Origin of the sequence: Microbacterium sp. NPDC056057 (assembly GCF_042266945.1) — a bacterium.
Lineage (GTDB): Bacteria > Actinomycetota > Actinomycetes > Actinomycetales > Microbacteriaceae > Microbacterium > Microbacterium trichothecenolyticum_C.
The window spans coordinates 489,617-506,692 of sequence record NZ_JBHJWS010000003.1; the positions used below are offsets into that span (position 1 = coordinate 489,617).

Sequence of the window (17,076 nt, forward strand, 5' to 3'; positions counted from 1 at the left end):
CCGGATCAGATGCCCAGCTGGCCCTCGAACGCGGCGGCCTCCAGGCGCGTCTTCACGGCGCCGAGGAAGCGAGCGGCGTCCGCACCGTCGACGACGCGGTGGTCGTACGACAGCGCCAGGTAGACGTACGAGCGCACCGAGATCGCGTCCTTGCCGTCGACCGTCACGACGCCCGGGCGCTTGACGACCACGCCCGTGCCGAGGATCGCGGTCTGGGGCAGGAACACGACGGGGGTGTCGAACAGTGCGCCGCGCGAACCGGTGTTGGTCAGCGTGAACGTGCCGCCCGCGAGCTCGTCGGGCTTCAGCTTGTTGTCGCGGGTGCGCGCGGCGAGGTCGGCGATCTCGTGCGCGATCTGAGCGAGGTTCTTGCTCGCCGCGTCACGCAGCACAGGAGTGAGCAGGCCGCGCTCGGTGTCGACGGCGATCGACAGGTTCTCGGTCGCCGGGTACACGATCTGGTCGCCGTCCACCGTCGAGTTGACGACGGGGTACGCCTGGAGCGCCTCGGCGGCGGCCAGCGCGAAGAACGGGAGGAACGACAGCTTGTCGCCCGTCTTTGCCAGGAAGTCGTTCTTCACCTTGTCGCGGAACGTCGCGAGCTTCGTGACGTCGACCTCGACCACCGTCGTGAGCTGCGCCGTCGACTGCATCGACTCGACCGCACGCGAGGCCAGCACCTTGCGCAGGCGCGACATCGGCTGCGTCGTGCCGCGCAGCGGCGAGACCTCGAGCGGCGCGGGCGCGGCCGCCGCTGCGGCAGCAGGAGCGGCGGGAGCGGATGCGGCCTCGGCGGCCTTGAGCACGTCCTCCTTGCGGATGCGGCCACCGACTCCGGTGCCCTTCACCGAGCCGAGGTCGACGCCCTGCTGCTGAGCCAGGCGGCGCACGAGCGGCGTGACGTACGTGATCCCGTCCTCCTCGGCGACCAGCGCCGGAGCAGCGGGCGCCGGTGCGGCGGCCGGAGCGGGAGCGGGTGCCGGCGCGGCGGCGGGCGCAGGTGCGGCAGCCGGGGCCGGGGCCTCGGCGGGCGCGGGCGCCGCGGCCGGGGCCGCAGGAGCAGGTGCCTCGGCGGCGGGAGCCGGCGCCTCAGCGGGGGCGGCCGCGGCGGGCGCCGCACCAGCCTCGCCGATGCGGGCGAGCGGGGAGCCGACGGCAACCGTCTCGTCCTCGGGGACCAGGATCTCGGTGAGCACGCCGGCGAACGGCGACGGGATCTCGGTGTCGACCTTGTCGGTCGAGATCTCGAGGAGCGGCTCGTCCACGGCGACCTCGTCGCCGATCTGCTTGAGCCAGCGGGTCACGGTGCCCTCGGTCACGCTCTCGCCGAGCTCGGGGAGGACGACGTCCTTGCCGCCGCCTGCGGGTGCGGCGGGCTGCTCGGCTGCCGGCGCGGCCTCAGCGGGGGCGGCGGGAGCTTCGGCGGCCGGCGCCTCGGCGGGGGCTGCGGGAGCGGCCTCTGCGGCAGCGGCCTCGGGCGCCGGGGCGGCCTCGGAGGATCCGGAGCCGTCGCCGATCTTCGCCAGCACGGCGCCGACCTCGACGGTCTCGTCCTCCTGCACGAGGATCTCCTCGATCACGCCGCTGACCGGCGAGGGGATCTCGGTGTCCACCTTGTCCGTGGAGATCTCGAGCAGGCCCTCGTCCGCCTGGACCGTGTCGCCGACGTTCTTGAGCCAGCGGGTGACCGTTCCCTCGGTCACGCTCTCGCCGAGAGCGGGGAGGACCACGGATGTGCTCATGAGGATGTCTCCTTCTGAAGAAATATCGGATCTAGCTTAGTGATGGGGCGCGGCCCGAAGGGTCACAGCGCGTGCAGGGGCTTGCCTGCGAGAGCGAGGAACGCCTCGCCGAGCGCTTCGGACTGGGTCGGGTGCGCGTGGATGAACGGCGCGATGTCTTCGGGGTGTGCTTCCCAGCCCACGACGAGCTGGCCCTCGGTGATGAGTTCGCCGACGCGGTCGCCGATCAGGTGGACGCCGAGGACCGGCCCCTCCTTCACGCGCACGACCTTGACGATGCCGCTCGTGCCGAGGATCTCGCTCTTGCCGTTGCCCGCGAGGTTGTACTCGTACGCGACGATGCCGTCCGCGCCGTGCGCATCGGCCGCCTGCGCCTCGGTGAGGCCGACGGACGCGACCTCAGGGTGGCTGTACGTGACCTTCGGGATGTGGGCGTCGGGAATGAGGACCGGGGAGAGCCCTGCGATCTCCTCGGCGACGAAGATACCCTGCTGGAAGCCGCGGTGCGCGAGCTGCGGGCCTGGGACGATGTCGCCGACGGCCCAGACGTGGTCGACGCCGGTACGCAGCCGCTCGTCGGCGATGACGAAGCCGCGGTCGATCGTCACGCCCGCCTCCTCGTAGCCGAGGCCCGCGGTCGCCGGTCCGCGCCCGACGGCGACGAGCAGGTAGTCGGCGGTGAAGGTCTTGCCGTCCTCGAGGGTGATGGTCACGGCGTCCGCGGTCTGCGTCGCGGTCTGGAAGCGCACGCCGAGCGAGTACTGGATGCCGCGGCGCCGGAACGCGCGCTCGAGACCCTTGCTGAGCGACAGATCCTCGTTGGGCACGAGGTGGTCGAGCGCCTCGACGATGGTGACGTCGGCGCCGAACGAGCGCCAGACGCTCGCGAACTCGACGCCGATGACGCCGCCGCCGAGGATCACGACGCTGCCTGGGATCTCGTCCAGCTCGAGCGCGTGCTCGCTGGTGAGGATGCGGCCGCCGATCTCGAGGCCGGGCAGCGTCCGACTGTACGAGCCGGTGGCCAGCACGACGTCGGTGCCGCGATAGAGGTCGTCGCCGACACGGACGGCCGGGCCCGCCTCGAGGCGTCCCTCGCCGTTCACCACGGTGATGCCGCGCGCCTTGACCAGGCCCTCGAGCCCCTTGTACTTCTTCGCGACGATGCCCTCACGGTAGGCGCGCACACCCGCAGGGTCGACGCCCTCGAAGGTCGCGCGGATGCCGATGGCCGAGGCATCCCGTGCCGACTCGGCCACCTCTGCCGCGTGCAGCAGGGCCTTCGTCGGGATGCAGCCGCGGTGCAGGCACGTCCCGCCCACCTTGTCCTTCTCCACGAGGGCTACGGTCATGCCGAGTTCCGCGGCGCGGAGCGCGGCTGCATAGCCGCCGCTTCCACCGCCGAGAATGACGAGATCGAAGGAGTGGTCGGTCATCGTGCCTCCTCATCGAGGTCTGCCAGGACGAAGCGGATCAGGCTGCGCACGGTGGCGGCAGTCGGTCCCTTGTCGGTGAAGCCGTACGGCGCGCCCTTGTGGGTCCCGCTGCCGGCGATGTCGAGATGCACCCAGGGGATTCGGGGCGCATCCGTCTCGTCGGCCGTGCGGCCGACGAAGTGACGCAGGAACAGTCCTGCGAAGAGCGAGCCGCCCGCAGGGTCGCCGATCTTGGCGTTCTGCAGGTCGGCGATGGGGGAGTCGAGCTCCTCCACCATGTGAGCGGGCAGGGGCAGCTGCCACGCGGGCTCGCCGGTCTCGGCCGCTGCGGCGAGGTAGGCGGCCACGGCGTCGTCGTCGCCCATCACACCCGTGTGACGCGTGCCGAGGGCGACGAGGATCGCGCCCGTGAGCGTGGCGACGTCGACGATCACGTCGGGGTTCTCGCGGCTGGCGGCGACGAGTCCGTCGGCGAGCACGAGACGGCCCTCGGCATCGGTGTTGAGCACCTCCACGGTCGTGCCGTCGAGCAGGCGCAGCACGTCGCCGGGGCGCGTGGCGCGGCCGGACGGCATGTTGTCCGCCACGCACAGCCACGCCGTCACCTTGACGGGCGCGCCGACGGATGCCACGGCCCGCAGCACACCCAGAACGGTTGCGGCGCCTGCCATGTCGTACTTCATGCCGACCATCGAGGCGGCGGGCTTGAGCGACAGGCCTCCGGTGTCGAAGGTGATGCCCTTGCCCACCAGCGCGACGTGCCTGCCCGCGCCCTCCGGCGCGTACTCGAGGCGGACGAGACGCGGCGGACGGTCGGACCCCTGCCCCACGCCGAGGATGCCGCCGAAGCCCTGCTCGCGCAGCGCCTCTTCGTCGAGCACCTGGACGGTGACCGGCAGCTCGGCGACGGACTCGCTGGCGCGCTGCGCGACATCGGCGGGTCCGAGCCATTCGGCCGGGGTGTTGACGAGGTCCTTGACGAGGGCGATGGATGCCGCGGTCTCGACGATCAGCTTCAGCGCCGCGTCGTCCGGCTCGGCGCTGCCGTGGACGACCACGCGCTGCGCGCGCGGCTTCGGCGCCTCGGTCTTGTAGCCCTCGAAGCGGTAGCCGCCGAGGGCGGCGCCCTCCGCGGCGGCGGTCCACAGCGAAGGATCGGCGTACGGGGCGGCCACGGCGACGGTCGCGAAGCCGGTGATGGCGCGGATCGCCGCGCCCACCGCATCGCGCACGGCCGCGGCATCCGGAGCCGAACCGGTCCCGACGACGGCCAGCGGCAGCGTCGTCGCGTCCGGAGCGTACGCGCGCACCCAGACGCCCGCGGCGCCCGTGAAGCCCACCCCCGACAGCGCCTCGCGAAGGCCCGGCCAGTCAGAGAGATCCGGGGATCCCTCGGCGTCGAGCGGGGGGAGCGCGAGGAGAAGAAGGTCGGCGTCGGACTCTCGGACAGGTGCGGTGCGGTACTCGAGGTCGGGGAACGACATGGTCTCCATCCTAGGGACGACGACTGTTCGCTCTGAGCGCGACCATCGCGACCCGACGTCGGCGGACGGCTCGTAGCATGGGTGCATGCCCTTTCCCGGCCCGCTGTTCGAGCGTGCGGCTTCAGCGCCGCCCGTCCCGCGCGGGTTGCCGCTCGTGATCGCCCTGACCGGCTTCACCGATGCCGGCAGCGCCGTCAGCCGCCTGATCGACTACTTCCGCGACGAGCTCTCGCCGTCGCCGCTCGCCATGTTCTCCAACGACACGCTGCTGGACTACCGCGCGCGCCGCCCGATCGTGTCGTTCGAGAAGGACCATCTCACCGACTACCGCCCGTCGCGCCTGGAGCTGTCGTTCGCCCACGACGCCCTCGGTCAGCCGTTCCTGCTGCTCGCCGGCTACGAGCCCGATTTCGCGTGGGATGCCTTCACCGAGGCGGTCCTCGAGTTCACCGAGGTGTACGGCGTCTCCACGGTGACGTGGGTCCACGCGATCCCGATGCCCGTGCCGCACACGCGGCCGATCGGCACGACGGTGAGCGGAACGCGGTCGGAGCTCACCGAGGCGCACTCGGTGTGGCAGCCCCACACCCAGGTGCCGGCGACGGCGGGCCACCTGCTGGAGTACCGCCTCGCCGCCGCGGGCGTGCGCGTCGCGGGTTTCGTGCTGCTGATCCCGCACTATCTCGGCGACACCGAGTACCCGGCGGCGGCTCTGGCCGCCCTCGACAGCCTCACCGTCGCGACGGGACTCGTGTTCGCGGGCGACGAGCTGCGCGAGGAGAACCGCGAGTACCTCGAGAAGGTCACCGAGCAGATCCAGGGCAGCGACGAGCTCGCGCGCATGGTGCAGGGCTTGGAAGAGCGCTACGACGCCTACATGGCGGGATCCACGCTGGCGACCCCGATGATCCACACGGGCGATCTGCCCAGCGCCGATGAGCTGGCGGCAGAACTCGAGCGTTTCCTGGCGACGCGCCCCGGGGAGGACGACAAGCGCGGCTCGTGATCGCGCACTCGCCGCGCGTCGGCGGAATTCGACGCCGGACCGGTGTGTTGACACCAGGGATGGAGGTGCGCCGGTCTCGGCAGGGCGATGCTGGCGGCGCACGGCAAGTATGAGATACTAGACGCTCTGACCCGTTGTCAACCGTCTTCGTGGGGTATCCCTTCGAAGATGTGGACTTGACAAGGGTCTTACTAGTGTCCGAAACCGACCGGAGAGGCGCAGGGCGTCTCGACCGGTGAAAGGCGAAACGTGACTCCAGGCACGAACACCAAGGCTCGCTCGGCCGCGAAGGACACCGAGACGGACGAGACGAAGACGGCGGCCGCCAAGAAGGCTCCGGCAGCCAAGGGCGCCGCGAAGACCAAGGCCGCTCCGAAGACCGCGTCCAAGCGCGCGAAGAAGTCGGACGACGAGTTCGAGGACGACGTCGAGGAGCTCGACGACGACGTCGAACTCGAGGAAGACGGCGACGACACCGAGGGCGACACGGCCGAGGCCGGCGAGTCGGCGAAGGGCGCGAAGGCGTCGGGCGACGACGCCAACGCGACCGACGACGAGGAGGAAGAGGAGGAGAGCACCAAGCCGGCGTTCACCGAGCCTCTCCCCACCGGCGCGATCGTCATCTCGTCGAGCGACGAGGACGACGTCCCCGTCTACTCGACCCAGATCACGGGCGCGACGGCCGACCCGGTCAAGGACTACCTCAAGCAGATCGGCAAGGTTCCGCTCCTGAACGCGGCCGAAGAGGTCGAGCTCGCGATGCGGATCGAGGCGGGTCTGTTCGCCGAAGAGAAGCTGTCGCACATGTCGGCGGCCGAGAAGACCTCGCAGCTGGGACTCGACCTGCAGTGGGTCGCCCGCGACGGTCAGCGCGCGAAGAGCCACCTGCTCGGCGCGAACCTGCGCCTCGTGGTGTCGCTCGCCAAGCGCTACACCGGCCGCGGCATGCAGTTCCTGGATCTGATCCAGGAGGGCAACCTCGGCCTCATCCGCGCGGTCGAGAAGTTCGACTACACCAAGGGCTTCAAGTTCTCGACGTACGCGACGTGGTGGATCCGTCAGGCCATCACCCGCGCCATGGCCGACCAGGCTCGCACCATCCGCATCCCGGTGCACATGGTCGAGGTCATCAACAAGCTCGCGCGCGTCCAGCGTCAGATGCTGCAGGACCTCGGTCGCGAACCCACGCCCGAGGAGCTCAGCCGCGAGCTCGACATGACCCCCGAGAAGGTCATCGAGGTGCAGAAGTACGGCCGTGAGCCGATCTCGCTGCACACGCCCCTCGGCGAGGACGGCGACAGCGAGTTCGGTGACCTCATCGAGGACACCGAGGCCGTGGTCCCCGCCGACGCGGTGGGCTTCACGATGCTCCAGCGTCAGCTCGAGTCCCTCCTCGACTCGCTCTCGGAGCGCGAGGCCGGCGTGATCCGCATGCGCTTCGGCCTCGGCGACGGCCAGCCGAAGACGCTCGACCAGATCGGCGACACGTTCGGGGTCACCCGCGAGCGCATCCGCCAGATCGAGTCGAAGACGATGGCGAAGCTGCGGCACCCGTCGCGTTCGCAGTCGCTGCGGGACTATCTCGAGTGAGTGAGGCGAACGCCGGCAAGGCGCTCACCGTCCAGGTCGGGGGGTCGTCGTTCGCCCGCATCCCGATCCGCACCCGGGTCGTGATGCCGGGCGACGACCTCGACGAGTTCGTCCGCGAGTACGCGGCCGATGTCGTGCGCGAGGGCGACCTGCTGTTCGTGACCGAGAAGATCGTCGCGATCACGCAGGGCCGCTCGTACCTCGTGGAGGACATCAAGCCGCGCAAGCTGGCACTCTTCCTTTCGAAGTACGTCACGCGCACGCCCTACGGCATCGGCCTGGGCATGCCCGAGACGATGGAGATGGCCCTCCGCGAGTGCGGCACGATCCGCATCCTGTTCGCGGCTGCCGTCTCCGCCGTCACCAAGCTGTTCGGGCGCAAGGGCGACTTCTACCGCATCGCGGGCGACAAGGCCCGAGCGATCGACGGACCGACGTCGGGCACGATCCCGCCGTACAACAAGGCGGTCGTTCTCGGACCCGAGCGCCCGCGTGAGGTCGCGACGCACCTCAAGGCGCTGCTGGGCGGCGTGCCCGAGGTGGCCGTGGTCGACATCAACGACCTCGGCGGCAACATCCTCGGCTCCACGCTCGACAAGGGCGAAGAGAAGCGGCTCGTCTCGATCCTCAAGGACAACCCGCTGGGTCAGGGCCACCAGTCGACCCCGCTCGGGATCGTCCGGACGATCTGACGGTTTCAGCACGAAGGCGCGGCATCCTTGCGGATGCCGCGCCTTTCGCGTGCGCGGTGAGTCCGCCTAGAACCCGATCGCTGCGCGATACCGCGGCTTGTGACCGGTGCGGATACCGGTGACGCTCGGCTTGTTCTCGTACACCCCGGCGCCCCAGTTGCCCTCGACGAGCACCGGACCGTCGGGCGTGACGACGATGTCCCAGCCGACGTACTGGATCTGCGGCACGACCCGGGCTACCTGGTCGACGAACTCCTTGACCTGATCGATCATCGGCAGCTGGAAGTCGGCGATGACGAAGCCGCTGTCGGGGTGCTTCTCGTGCACATGGCTGTGCGAGTCGTAGCCCGGTCCGACCGCATGACCGTTCTCGTCGAGCATCGTGTAGAAGCCGCCGAACGTCATCTGGTCGCTCACGGCTCCGCGTCCGAACTTCTGCGCCATCGCCAGGATGTGGGTCTTCTCACCGTCGAAGAACGCGGTGACGCGGGTCGTGTTCACGGTTCCGGGGCATACCGCCGCGAGGTCGGCGTGCTGGCGGATGACCTCCTCGATGAGCAGCTCGCCGCGGGAGAGCAGACCGCGGTGGAACTCGTCCCAGTCCGAGACGTCGGACGCGTGGTAACGGTGCACGCCCGTGCCCGCCTGGCCCACCGGCTCCTTGGTGACGATCGTGCCGTGCTTCTCGGCGAAGGCGCGCACCGCGTCGGCGTTGCCCTCCTCGACCACCATCCAGTCGCGGCGGAGGAAGTCGCTGAAGACGCGGTCGAACTCGACCTTGTCCTGGAACTGACCGCGGTAGTCGGGGTGGTCGTACTTCTGCGAGATCTCGTTCGACACCGGGTGCGTCATGTACGTCGCCCGCTCGGCGCGGTTGAGGATCGCGAAGTCGTAGTCGACGTAGTCCTGGAAGCCGACCTGCTGGAACCCGGCCGACCACAGCATGTCGACGACGACGGCGGGGGTCCACTTGCCGTGCTCGTGGGCGGTCTCCCTCGCGCGCTCCAGCACGGATCCGACGTCGATGCGACGGACACGCCAGGCGAGGTAGCGAAGACGGTTCGAGAGGGCGAGGCCCTGAGAAGACATTCGTGCTCCGGGTTCGGTTCGGGGACCCCGATAGTCTAGAGGCGTGAGTTCCGCGATCCCTGGGCACGACCATGCCGTGCCGGGATCGGGCCCCCGCAGCGCCCCCGTCGCGCGGATCTCGCGGACCGTGCTGACGGCGAACGCGCGCAGCGCGTGGGATCGCGGCATCCGTTCCTACGACGCGTCGATCCTCGACGCGGATGCCTGGGGCCACGGAGTGGAGCTCGTGCGCGACGTGCTGGCGACCGTGGGCCTCGAGGCCCGCACGCGCCGCGTCGGGGTCACCGCAGCCGACTCGGCGCCGATCGCGGCGCGGAGCGACACGCTCTCGGCGGCGGCACTCCTCGGGCTCCCCGGTGCCGCGCACGCCGCCGTGCCCGCGCTGCGACTGACGGGGACCGTGCTGTCCGTGAAGGACCTCCGCGAAGGCGAAGGCGTGTCGTACGGCTACGCGTACCGCGCGCCCGCGGACACGCGCGTCGCGCTCGTCACGGGCGGCTACGCGCAGGGCATCGTACGCGCCCTCGGTGGCGCGGTGGACGTCGCGATCGCGGGGGAGAGGCATCCCGTCGTCGGACGCGTCGCCATGGACGTGTGCGTGGTGGACATCACGGATGCCGCGGTCCGCCGCGGCGACGAGGTCCTGTTCCTCGGCGACCCGGCGGAAGGCGAGCCGTCGCTCGCCGACTGGGTCCGTGAAACGGGCCTCACCGCCGGCGAGCTCGTCACCATGGTCGGACTGCGTGCCGGTCGTGAGGAGACCCCATGACCGCGCGACTCCATGTCGACCTCGACGCCCTGGTCGCGAACATCGCGCAGGTGCGCGCGACGGTGTCTCCCGCGGAGCTGATGCTCGTGGTCAAGGACGACGCCTACGGCCACGGCCTGGAGCCTGTCGTGCAGACGGCGGCCGCCGCGGGCGTGAGCTGGTTCGGCGCCTTCGACGTGCGGACGGGCTGCGCGGTGCGAGACGCCGTCGGCGACGACGCCCGCATCTTCGCGTGGATCGCCGCCTCGCGCGATGACCTCGAGGCCGCGGTCGCCGGGCGGATCGACCTCGGCATCGGCGACGCCGACCTGCTGGAGGAGCTCGCAGAGGCCGCCCGCGATGCCGGCGCCCCGGTGCGCGTGCATCTCAAGATCGACACCGGACTGCACCGCAACGGCGTGCGGCCGGAGCAGTGGCCGGCTTTCGTGTCGCGCGCTGCAATCCTCGAGGCGGACGGCGTGATCGAGGTCGCGGGTGTCTGGAGCCACATCGCCGAGGCTTCCGACTCCGAGGACGACGACGCCCGAGCCGTGTACGAGTGGGCGCTGGACCAGGCCACGGCTGCCGGCCTGCGCCCGGCCATGCGTCACCTCGCCGCCAGCGCCGCATCCTTCGCTCGCCCCGAGTTCCGCTACGACATGGTCCGCGTGGGGGCGTTCTGCTACGGCATCCGCTCCGCCGGGGGACCCTCAGCCGATCACCTGGGCCTCCGCCCGATCGGCCGGCTCGACGCGGACGTCGTCGAGGTCGGCGGGGAGTACGTCCGAATCGGTCTCGGTGCGCTGGAGGGTCTCCCGTCATCGCTTCAGCGGCGCGCGACCGTCGGCACACCGGCGGGCAGCCGCGCACTCGTTGCCATCGGCGGCACGGAGTCCCTGGTCGCCGTCTGGCCGGACGCGGTCGTCGGCGACGTCGTCACGGTCTACGGACCGGGCGTCTCCGGAGAGCGCACGGCCACGGATCTCGCGGAGATCATCGGAACGATCGGTGAAGAGATCGCTCTGCGCGTGTCACCCCTCGTAGAACGCAGATACACCCGCCGCTGACGCGACGGGTGCGAGTCTGCCGAGCGGGCGCCTACTCGGCCAGGCGAGCGGTCTCGTCGTGCCACGAGGTCGCGATGGTGCGGAGCTTCTCTTCGTACTTGCGGCCGTGGTGGGCGCAGAAGAGCAGTTCGCTCCCGTTGACCTCGGCTGCGATGTAGGCCTGTGCCCCACACGAATCGCAGCGGTCCATCGCCGTGAGGCGGTATTCGAGGACGGCGCCGGTCTCGGTCGGTGTCGATAGCGTGTTCATCTCGGTGCCTCCTCGTACTGGTAGAACTCTCTAGCGGTCATGAAATACAACCACGCCGACGTTTCGAGAATGCCGCGAAGTGATGACATTTCGCTGAGCGCGTACGCGTGCCGGCCCTGAAGCGTGTCTGTGCGGGGCTGTCGGGCGCCCCGATTACGATGGGAGATTGTGACCGCCGAGTACTCCGCCCATCATCTCCAGGTGCTCGAAGGGCTCGAAGCGGTCCGCAAGCGCCCCGGTATGTACATCGGCTCGACCGACTCGCGCGGCCTCATGCACTGTCTGTGGGAGATCATCGACAACTCCGTCGACGAGGCGCTCGCCGGCCACGGCTCGCGCATCGACATCGTGCTCCACGCCGACGGCAGCGTCGAAGTGCGCGACCGCGCTCGTGGCATCCCGGTCGACATCGAGCCGCGCACGGGGCTGACCGGCGTCGAGGTCGTCTTCACCAAGCTCCACGCGGGTGGCAAATTCGGGGGTGGCTCGTACGCCGCGTCGGGCGGTCTGCACGGCGTCGGGGCATCGGTCGTCAACGCGCTCTCGGAGCGCCTGGACGTCGAGGTCGACCGCGGCGGCAAGACGTGGGCGATGTCGTTCCACCGGGGCGAGCCCGGCGTCTTCTCGAACGGCAGCCCCGATTCGGGCTTCACCCCCTTCGAGGAGCGCAGCGAGCTGCGGGTCGCGGGCCGCGCCGCGAAGGGCGTGACCGGCACGCGCATCCGCTATTGGGCCGATCGCCAGATCTTCACGAAGGACGCCGCGTTCAACCTGCAGGAGCTCGAGCAGCGCGCGCGCCAGACCGCCTTCCTGGTCCCGGGCCTGGAGATCGTCATCCGCGACGAGCGACCCGGCACCGAGGCCGGCGAGCCCGTAGAGACGAGCTACCGGTTCGACGGCGGCATCTCCGAGTTCGCCGACTTCCTCGCACCCGACGCCGGCGTCACCGACACGTGGCGCCTCACCGGTGAGGGCAGGTTCACCGAGACCGTCCCGGTGCTGCAGCCCTCGGGCGCGATGGTGCCGACCGAGGTCGAGCGCGAGTGCCACGTCGACATCGCCGTCAGGTGGGGCACCGGCTACGAGACGGTGTCGCGCTCGTTCGTCAACATCATCGCCACGCCCAAGGGCGGCACGCACCAGCAGGGGTTCGAGCAGGGCCTCATGAAGGTGCTGCGCGATCAGGTGGCGCAGAACGCGCGTCGCCTGAAGGTCGGAGGCGACAAGCTCGAGAAGGACGACATCCTCGCCGGGCTCACCGCCGTGCTGACCGTGCGTGTCGCCGAGCCGCAGTTCGAGGGTCAGACCAAGGAGGTGCTCGGCACGCCGGCGGTCCGCCAGATCGTCTCGAATGTCCTCACGCGCGAGCTCACCGCGCGCTTCACGTCGCCGAAGCGCGACGACAAGGCGCAGACCTCCCTCCTGCTCGACAAGGTCGTCTCCGAGATGAAGGCGCGCATCTCCGCGCGCACCCACAAAGAGACGCAGCGCCGCAAGAACGCACTCGAGTCTTCGTCGCTGCCGGCGAAGCTCGCGGACTGCCGGTCGAACGACGTCGCCGAGTCGGAGCTGTTCATCGTCGAGGGCGACTCGGCCCTCGGGACCGCCAAGCTCGCACGCAACAGCGAGTTCCAGGCGCTGCTGCCGATCCGCGGCAAGATCCTCAACGTCCAGAAGGCGTCGATCAGCGACATGCTGTCCAACGCCGAGTGCGCTGCGATCATCCAGGTGATCGGCGCCGGCTCGGGCCGATCGTTCGACCTCGACACCGCCCGCTACGGCAAGATCATCCTGATGAGCGACGCCGACGTCGACGGCGCACATATCCGCACGCTGCTGCTGACCCTGTTCTTCCGGTACATGCGACCACTCATCGACGAGGGCCGCGTGTACGCCGCCGTCCCACCGCTGCACCGCGTGGTCGTGATGAACCCGGGGTCCAAGCCCAACGAGACGATCTACACGTACTCCGAGGCCGAGCTGCACGGACTCCTCACGAAGCTCACGAAGGCCGGCAAGCGCTGGCAGGAGCCCGTCCAGCGCTACAAGGGCCTCGGCGAGATGGACGCCGACCAGCTCGCGACCACGACCATGGATCGTAGCGGCCGGACGCTCCGACGCGTGCGGATGCAGGATGCCGAGGCTGCGGCATCCGTCTTCGAACTGCTCATGGGCAACGACGTGGCCCCGCGCAAGGAGTTCATCATCGACTCGAGCGACCGGCTGGTGCGCGAGCGCATCGACGCGTGATCTGATCGCCGTTCCCCGCAACAGCGAGAGGCGCACCGGCTGAGCCGGTGCGCCTCTCCTGTGTATCGGGGCTCAGCGAATGCCGGTGCCGACGGCGCCGATGACGCCGTCGAGCGCGGTGCCCGACGCGTCGCGCTTCGCGCCGGACTCCGGAAGAGCGCGAGTCGCACCGTCGGAGCCGATGGCACGGGGATCCGTGCCGACCCAGGCGATCGTCAGCGCGTCCTCGCCCTTCAGGAAGCGCTGGGCGCGCACGCCGCCGGTCGCGCGCCCCTTGGCGGGGAACTCGCTGAACAGCGACACCTTGGCGCTGCCGGCGTCGGTGCCCGCGAGCGCCGTGGTCGAGCCGGCGATCGTGACCACGACGGCGTCGAACTCGGAGGGCCCGACGACATCGAACGAGATGACCTGCGCGCCGTCAGTGAGACGGATGCCGGCCATGCCGCCGGCTGAGCGACCCTGTGGGCGCACCGAGGACGCGTCGAAGCGGAGCAGCTGGGCGTCGCTCGCCACGAACACGAGCTCGGCGCCGTCGGACGCGGGCGCGGCACCGACGACGCGGTCGCCGTCCTTGAGGGCGATGACCTCGATGTCGTGCTTGTTCGCGATCTCGCTCGCGGCGACGCGCTTCACGATGCCCTGCGCCGTGCCGATCGCGATCGGCGGGCCCTCCACGAGCGGCACGAGCGCGACGATGTGCTCGCCGCCGCTGAGACCCAGGTACTGGTCGCCGCGGGTTCCGGCGGCGAGCTGCACCGAGTTGCCGGGCACCGACGGCAGGTCGACGGGGGAGAACCGCACCAGGCGGCCGAGGTTGGTCACGGCCCCGATGTCGCCGCGGGTGGTGGTGTCCACCGACGAGCGGATGGCGTCGTGCTTCGAGCGCCGTGCCGGCGCGACGATACCGCCGCCCGGGGCGTCGGCCGCGAGCTCGGCACGCACCATGCGGCCGGTGGCGGAGAGGAAGACGCGGCACGGCGCGTCCGCGATCTGCAGGTCGGCGACCGCCGCCGCGGCGCGCGAGCGCGGCTGCACCGGACCGCCATTGAGGAGAAGCGTGCGCCGCGGCGTGCCGAACGCCTCGGAGGCGGCATCCAGTTCGTGCGCCACCTGCGCGCGCAGCAGCACGTCGCTGCCCAGCAGCTCCTCGAGCTGGGCGATCTCCTTCTTCAAGTTGTCGCGCTCGGTCTCGAGCTCGATGCGCGAGAACTTCGTGAGGCGACGCAGTCGCAGCTCGAGGATGTACTCGGACTGCGGCTCGGACAGGTCGAAGACGCTCATGAGGCGCGTGCGCGCCTGCTCGCTGTCGTCGGACGTGCGGATGACCTGGATGACCTCGTCGATGTCGAGGATCGCGATGAGGAGGCCCTCGACCAGGTGCAGGCGTTCCTTGCGCCGCTCGAGGCGATACCGGCTGCGGCGCGTGACGACGCTGATGCGGTGATCGAGGTAGACGCGCAGGAGCTCGCGCAGCCCGAGGGTCTGCGGCTGCCCCTCGACCAGGGCGACGTTGTTGATGCTGAACGAGTCCTCGAGCGGCGTCAGCCGGTAGAGGTGGTCGAGCACCGCCTGGGGGTCGAAACCGGTCTTGATGCCGATGACCAGACGCAGGCCGTGGTGGCGATCGGTCAGATCGGTGACGTCGGCGATGCCCTGCAGCTTCTTCGCGTTGACGGCGTCCTTGATCTTCTCGATGACGCGCTCAGGGCCGACGAGGTAGGGGAGTTCGGTGACGATGAGGCCGGTGCGGCGCGGGCCGAGCGACTCGATCGAGACCTTCGCCCGCGTGCGGAAGCTGCCGCGGCCGTTCGTGTAGGCGTCCTTGATGCCGTCGAGGCCGACGATGATGCCGCCGCCGGGGAGGTCGGGACCGGGCACGAACTCCATGAGCTCTTCGACCGTCGCCTCGGGGTTCTCGAGCAGATGGGTCGCGGCGCCCACGACCTCGATGAGGTTGTGGGGCGCCATATTCGTCGCCATGCCGACCGCGATGCCGGTGGTGCCGTTGACGAGCAGATTGGGGAAGGCGGCCGGCAGCACCTCGGGCTGCTGGAACTGGCCGTCGTAGTTCGGGATGAAGTCGACGACGTCCTCGTCGAGGTTCTCGGTGAGCGCGAGCGCCGGCGGGGCGAGGCGGGCCTCGGTGTAGCGGGGCGCGGCGGGGCCGTCGTCGAGCGAGCCGAAGTTGCCGTGCCCGTCGACGAGGGGCACGCGCAGGGAGAAGGGCTGGGCCAGACGGACGAGCGCGTCGTAGATGGGGGCGTCGCCGTGCGGGTGAAGCTTTCCCATCACCTCGCCGACGACGCGAGCGCTCTTCACATGGCCGCGGTCGGGCCGCAGCCCCATGTCGGCCATCTGGAACAGGATGCGGCGCTGCACCGGCTTGAGCCCGTCGCGCGCGTCGGGCAGCGCACGCGAATAGATGACCGAGTACGCGTACTCGAGGAACGACGTCTGCATCTCCGAAGAGACGTCGACGTCCTCGATGCGTCCGTGGTCGGCGGGGGAGGAATCGGTGCGGGAAGCGGGCATGTGTCGAAGAAGCCTCGGGTGACGGCGGAGAGCGAGGGGGCGCGGCCGCGTGTGCGAGACTGGCCCCGATGACCCTCAGCCTACCCGTGGACCCGCCGCGTGCCCGGAGCCTCACCCGTGTCGTGACCGAGATGTCGGCGGCGCTGGACGGCGGCTCGGAGTGGTTCGCCCCGGCGCGGAGCGCGATCGTGTGGGTGCTCGACGGGCTCGGCGTCCACAACCTCTCGGCCCGGGCCGGCCACGCCCGCTTCCTCACTGAGGCCCGCGCGAAGAAGGACGTCGCGCGCTCGGTCTTCCCGTCGACCACCGCCGCCGCGCTGACCAGTCTGCTCACCGGGGCGCTGCCGGGGGAGCACGGCATCGTCGGGTACCGCGCGCGGGTGCCCGGCACCGACGACGTGGTGAATCTGCTCCGCGGCTGGGACACCGACGGGCTTCCGCTCGAGTTCCAGCGCGCCGCCCCGCTGTCCGCGACGCTCGGCCGGCCGTTCTTCGCCGTCTCGCGCAACGAGTACGCCGGCACCGGTTTCACCGCGGCGACGCTCGGGGACGCCGAGTTCCACGGCGCCGACGACCTCGATGAGCGCGTGAGCCTCGCCGCCGACCTCGCGGCGCAGCATCCGGGGTCCCTCATCTATCTCTATGCCCCTGATCTCGACGCGATCGGTCACAAGCGCGGCTGGGAGTCCGACGAATGGGTCGCGGTGCTGGAGCGGGTGGATGCTGCGGCCCGCACGCTCTCGAAATCCCTCGACCGCGGCACCGGGGTGGTCGTGACGTCCGACCACGGCATGATCGACGTGCCACGCCATCGGCATCTTCTCCTCGAAGAAGGGGACGACCTGCTCGACGGCGTCCGCCTCCTCGGCGGCGAGCCCCGCATGCTCCACCTCTACACGGAGCCGGGCGCCGCCGATGCCGTGCTCACCCGATGGCGCGAGGCCGAGGCATCCCGTTCGTGGGTGTTCTCGCGCGCCGAACTCGAGGCGTCAGGTCTCGTGGGCCGGATCGACCCGGAGGTACGTGCCCGCATCGGCGACGTGATCGTCGCGGCGCGCGCGGGAATCGCGTACTACGACGACCGCCTCGCCGACAAAGCCCCGCAGAAGATGATCGGGCAGCACGGCTCCCTCACGGACGAAGAGCGAGTGGTTCCGCTCATCCGGCTCGGCGCGTTCGCCGGCGCCTGA

13 protein-coding genes are annotated in these 17,076 nt (G+C 70.3%); 7 read left to right on the forward strand and 6 right to left on the reverse strand.

Translation table 11 applies throughout. From position 1 onward, the window contains the following. Nucleotides 1–5 precede the first annotated feature (5 nt). The 3 genes from sucB to ACFC1K_RS14225 all read right to left on the reverse strand — a co-directional run bounded on the left by sucB (nucleotide 6) and on the right by ACFC1K_RS14225 (nucleotide 4,662). Nucleotides 6–1,742 carry a 2-oxoglutarate dehydrogenase, E2 component, dihydrolipoamide succinyltransferase gene (gene sucB, locus ACFC1K_RS14215; protein WP_375872105.1) on the reverse strand — a complete coding sequence of 579 codons (1,737 nt, stop codon included), beginning with the start codon at nucleotides 1,740–1,742 and terminating at the stop codon, nucleotides 6–8. Between the two features lie 62 nt (nucleotides 1,743–1,804). Next, nucleotides 1,805–3,178 carry a dihydrolipoyl dehydrogenase gene (gene lpdA / locus ACFC1K_RS14220; protein ID WP_375872106.1) on the reverse strand — a complete coding sequence of 458 codons (1,374 nt, stop codon included), beginning with the start codon at nucleotides 3,176–3,178 and terminating at the stop codon, nucleotides 1,805–1,807. Beyond that, nucleotides 3,175–4,662, reverse strand: a complete 1,488-nt coding sequence (locus tag ACFC1K_RS14225; RefSeq protein WP_375872107.1) for a leucyl aminopeptidase — start codon at nucleotides 4,660–4,662, stop codon at nucleotides 3,175–3,177. Before ACFC1K_RS14225 ends, lpdA begins: the two co-directional genes overlap by 4 nt. Before the next feature lie 85 nt (nucleotides 4,663–4,747). Here ACFC1K_RS14225 and ACFC1K_RS14230 point away from each other — a divergent pair, with 85 nt between their 5' ends. The 3 genes from ACFC1K_RS14230 (at nucleotide 4,748) to ACFC1K_RS14240 (ending at nucleotide 7,950) form a co-directional block, all read left to right on the forward strand. Next, on the forward strand, nucleotides 4,748–5,668 hold the full coding sequence (locus ACFC1K_RS14230; RefSeq protein ID WP_375872108.1) for a proteasome assembly chaperone family protein: 921 nt from the start codon (nucleotides 4,748–4,750) through the stop codon (nucleotides 5,666–5,668). A gap of 249 nt (nucleotides 5,669–5,917) precedes the next feature. After that, a complete protein-coding gene (locus tag ACFC1K_RS14235) occupies nucleotides 5,918–7,258 on the forward strand; it encodes an RNA polymerase sigma factor (RefSeq protein WP_310290920.1) in 1,341 nt (446 codons plus the stop codon). Then, complete coding sequence (locus ACFC1K_RS14240; RefSeq protein WP_375872109.1) at nucleotides 7,255–7,950, forward strand: coenzyme F420-0:L-glutamate ligase; 696 nt, start codon at nucleotides 7,255–7,257, stop codon at nucleotides 7,948–7,950. Before ACFC1K_RS14235 ends, ACFC1K_RS14240 begins: the two co-directional genes overlap by 4 nt. A 66-nt stretch (nucleotides 7,951–8,016) precedes the next feature. Here the strand turns inward: ACFC1K_RS14240 and ACFC1K_RS14245 are convergent, their stop codons facing one another. Beyond that, nucleotides 8,017–9,039: a sugar-transfer associated ATP-grasp domain-containing protein gene (locus tag ACFC1K_RS14245; protein ID WP_375872110.1), complete on the reverse strand. Its 1,023-nt coding sequence runs from the start codon at nucleotides 9,037–9,039 to the stop codon at nucleotides 8,017–8,019. Nucleotides 9,040–9,082: 43 nt separating this feature from the next. Between ACFC1K_RS14245 and ACFC1K_RS14250 the strand changes: the two genes are divergently transcribed. Together ACFC1K_RS14250 and ACFC1K_RS14255 are read left to right on the forward strand one after the other, a co-directional pair. Beyond that, nucleotides 9,083–9,808 (forward strand): alanine racemase C-terminal domain-containing protein, encoded by a 726-nt coding sequence (locus ACFC1K_RS14250; RefSeq protein ID WP_375872111.1) that lies wholly within the window; start codon nucleotides 9,083–9,085, stop codon nucleotides 9,806–9,808. Next, complete coding sequence (locus ACFC1K_RS14255; RefSeq protein WP_375872112.1) at nucleotides 9,805–10,854, forward strand: alanine racemase; 1,050 nt, start codon at nucleotides 9,805–9,807, stop codon at nucleotides 10,852–10,854. The genes ACFC1K_RS14250 and ACFC1K_RS14255 overlap by 4 nt, the downstream gene beginning before the upstream one ends. 31 nt (nucleotides 10,855–10,885) lie before the next feature. Here the strand turns inward: ACFC1K_RS14255 and ACFC1K_RS14260 are convergent, their stop codons facing one another. Beyond that, complete coding sequence (locus tag ACFC1K_RS14260) at nucleotides 10,886–11,104, reverse strand: hypothetical protein (protein WP_375872113.1); 219 nt, start codon at nucleotides 11,102–11,104, stop codon at nucleotides 10,886–10,888. Nucleotides 11,105–11,272: 168 nt separating this feature from the next. Between ACFC1K_RS14260 and ACFC1K_RS14265 the strand changes: the two genes are divergently transcribed. Further along, on the forward strand, nucleotides 11,273–13,354 hold the full coding sequence (locus ACFC1K_RS14265; RefSeq protein WP_375872114.1) for a type IIA DNA topoisomerase subunit B: 2,082 nt from the start codon (nucleotides 11,273–11,275) through the stop codon (nucleotides 13,352–13,354). A gap of 72 nt (nucleotides 13,355–13,426) precedes the next feature. Here ACFC1K_RS14265 and ACFC1K_RS14270 read toward each other — a convergent pair whose 3' ends face one another. Continuing rightward, nucleotides 13,427–15,886, reverse strand: a complete 2,460-nt coding sequence (locus ACFC1K_RS14270; RefSeq protein ID WP_375872115.1) for a DNA topoisomerase (ATP-hydrolyzing) subunit A — start codon at nucleotides 15,884–15,886, stop codon at nucleotides 13,427–13,429. A 68-nt stretch (nucleotides 15,887–15,954) separates the two neighbouring features. Here ACFC1K_RS14270 and ACFC1K_RS14275 point away from each other — a divergent pair, with 68 nt between their 5' ends. After that, entirely contained in the window at nucleotides 15,955–17,076 is a 1,122-nt protein-coding gene (locus tag ACFC1K_RS14275; protein WP_375872116.1) for an alkaline phosphatase family protein, read from the forward strand.

Bases quoted from the DNA above. Each gene is read 5' to 3' on its own strand.
- sucB (WP_375872105.1), bottom strand. From the start codon at position 1,742: ATGAGCACATCCGTGGTCCTCCCCGCTCTCGGCGAGAGCGTGACCGAG.
- lpdA (WP_375872106.1), bottom strand. From the start codon at position 3,178: ATGACCGACCACTCCTTCGATCTCGTCATTCTCGGCGGTGGAAGCGGC.
- ACFC1K_RS14225 (WP_375872107.1), bottom strand. From the start codon at position 4,662: ATGTCGTTCCCCGACCTCGAGTACCGCACCGCACCTGTCCGAGAGTCC.
- ACFC1K_RS14230 (WP_375872108.1), top strand. From the start codon at position 4,748: ATGCCCTTTCCCGGCCCGCTGTTCGAGCGTGCGGCTTCAGCGCCGCCC.
- ACFC1K_RS14245 (WP_375872110.1), bottom strand. From the start codon at position 9,039: ATGTCTTCTCAGGGCCTCGCCCTCTCGAACCGTCTTCGCTACCTCGCC.
- ACFC1K_RS14255 (WP_375872112.1), top strand. From the start codon at position 9,805: ATGACCGCGCGACTCCATGTCGACCTCGACGCCCTGGTCGCGAACATC.
- ACFC1K_RS14260 (WP_375872113.1), bottom strand. From the start codon at position 11,104: ATGAACACGCTATCGACACCGACCGAGACCGGCGCCGTCCTCGAATAC.
- ACFC1K_RS14270 (WP_375872115.1), bottom strand. From the start codon at position 15,886: ATGCCCGCTTCCCGCACCGATTCCTCCCCCGCCGACCACGGACGCATC.
- ACFC1K_RS14275 (WP_375872116.1), top strand. From the start codon at position 15,955: ATGACCCTCAGCCTACCCGTGGACCCGCCGCGTGCCCGGAGCCTCACC.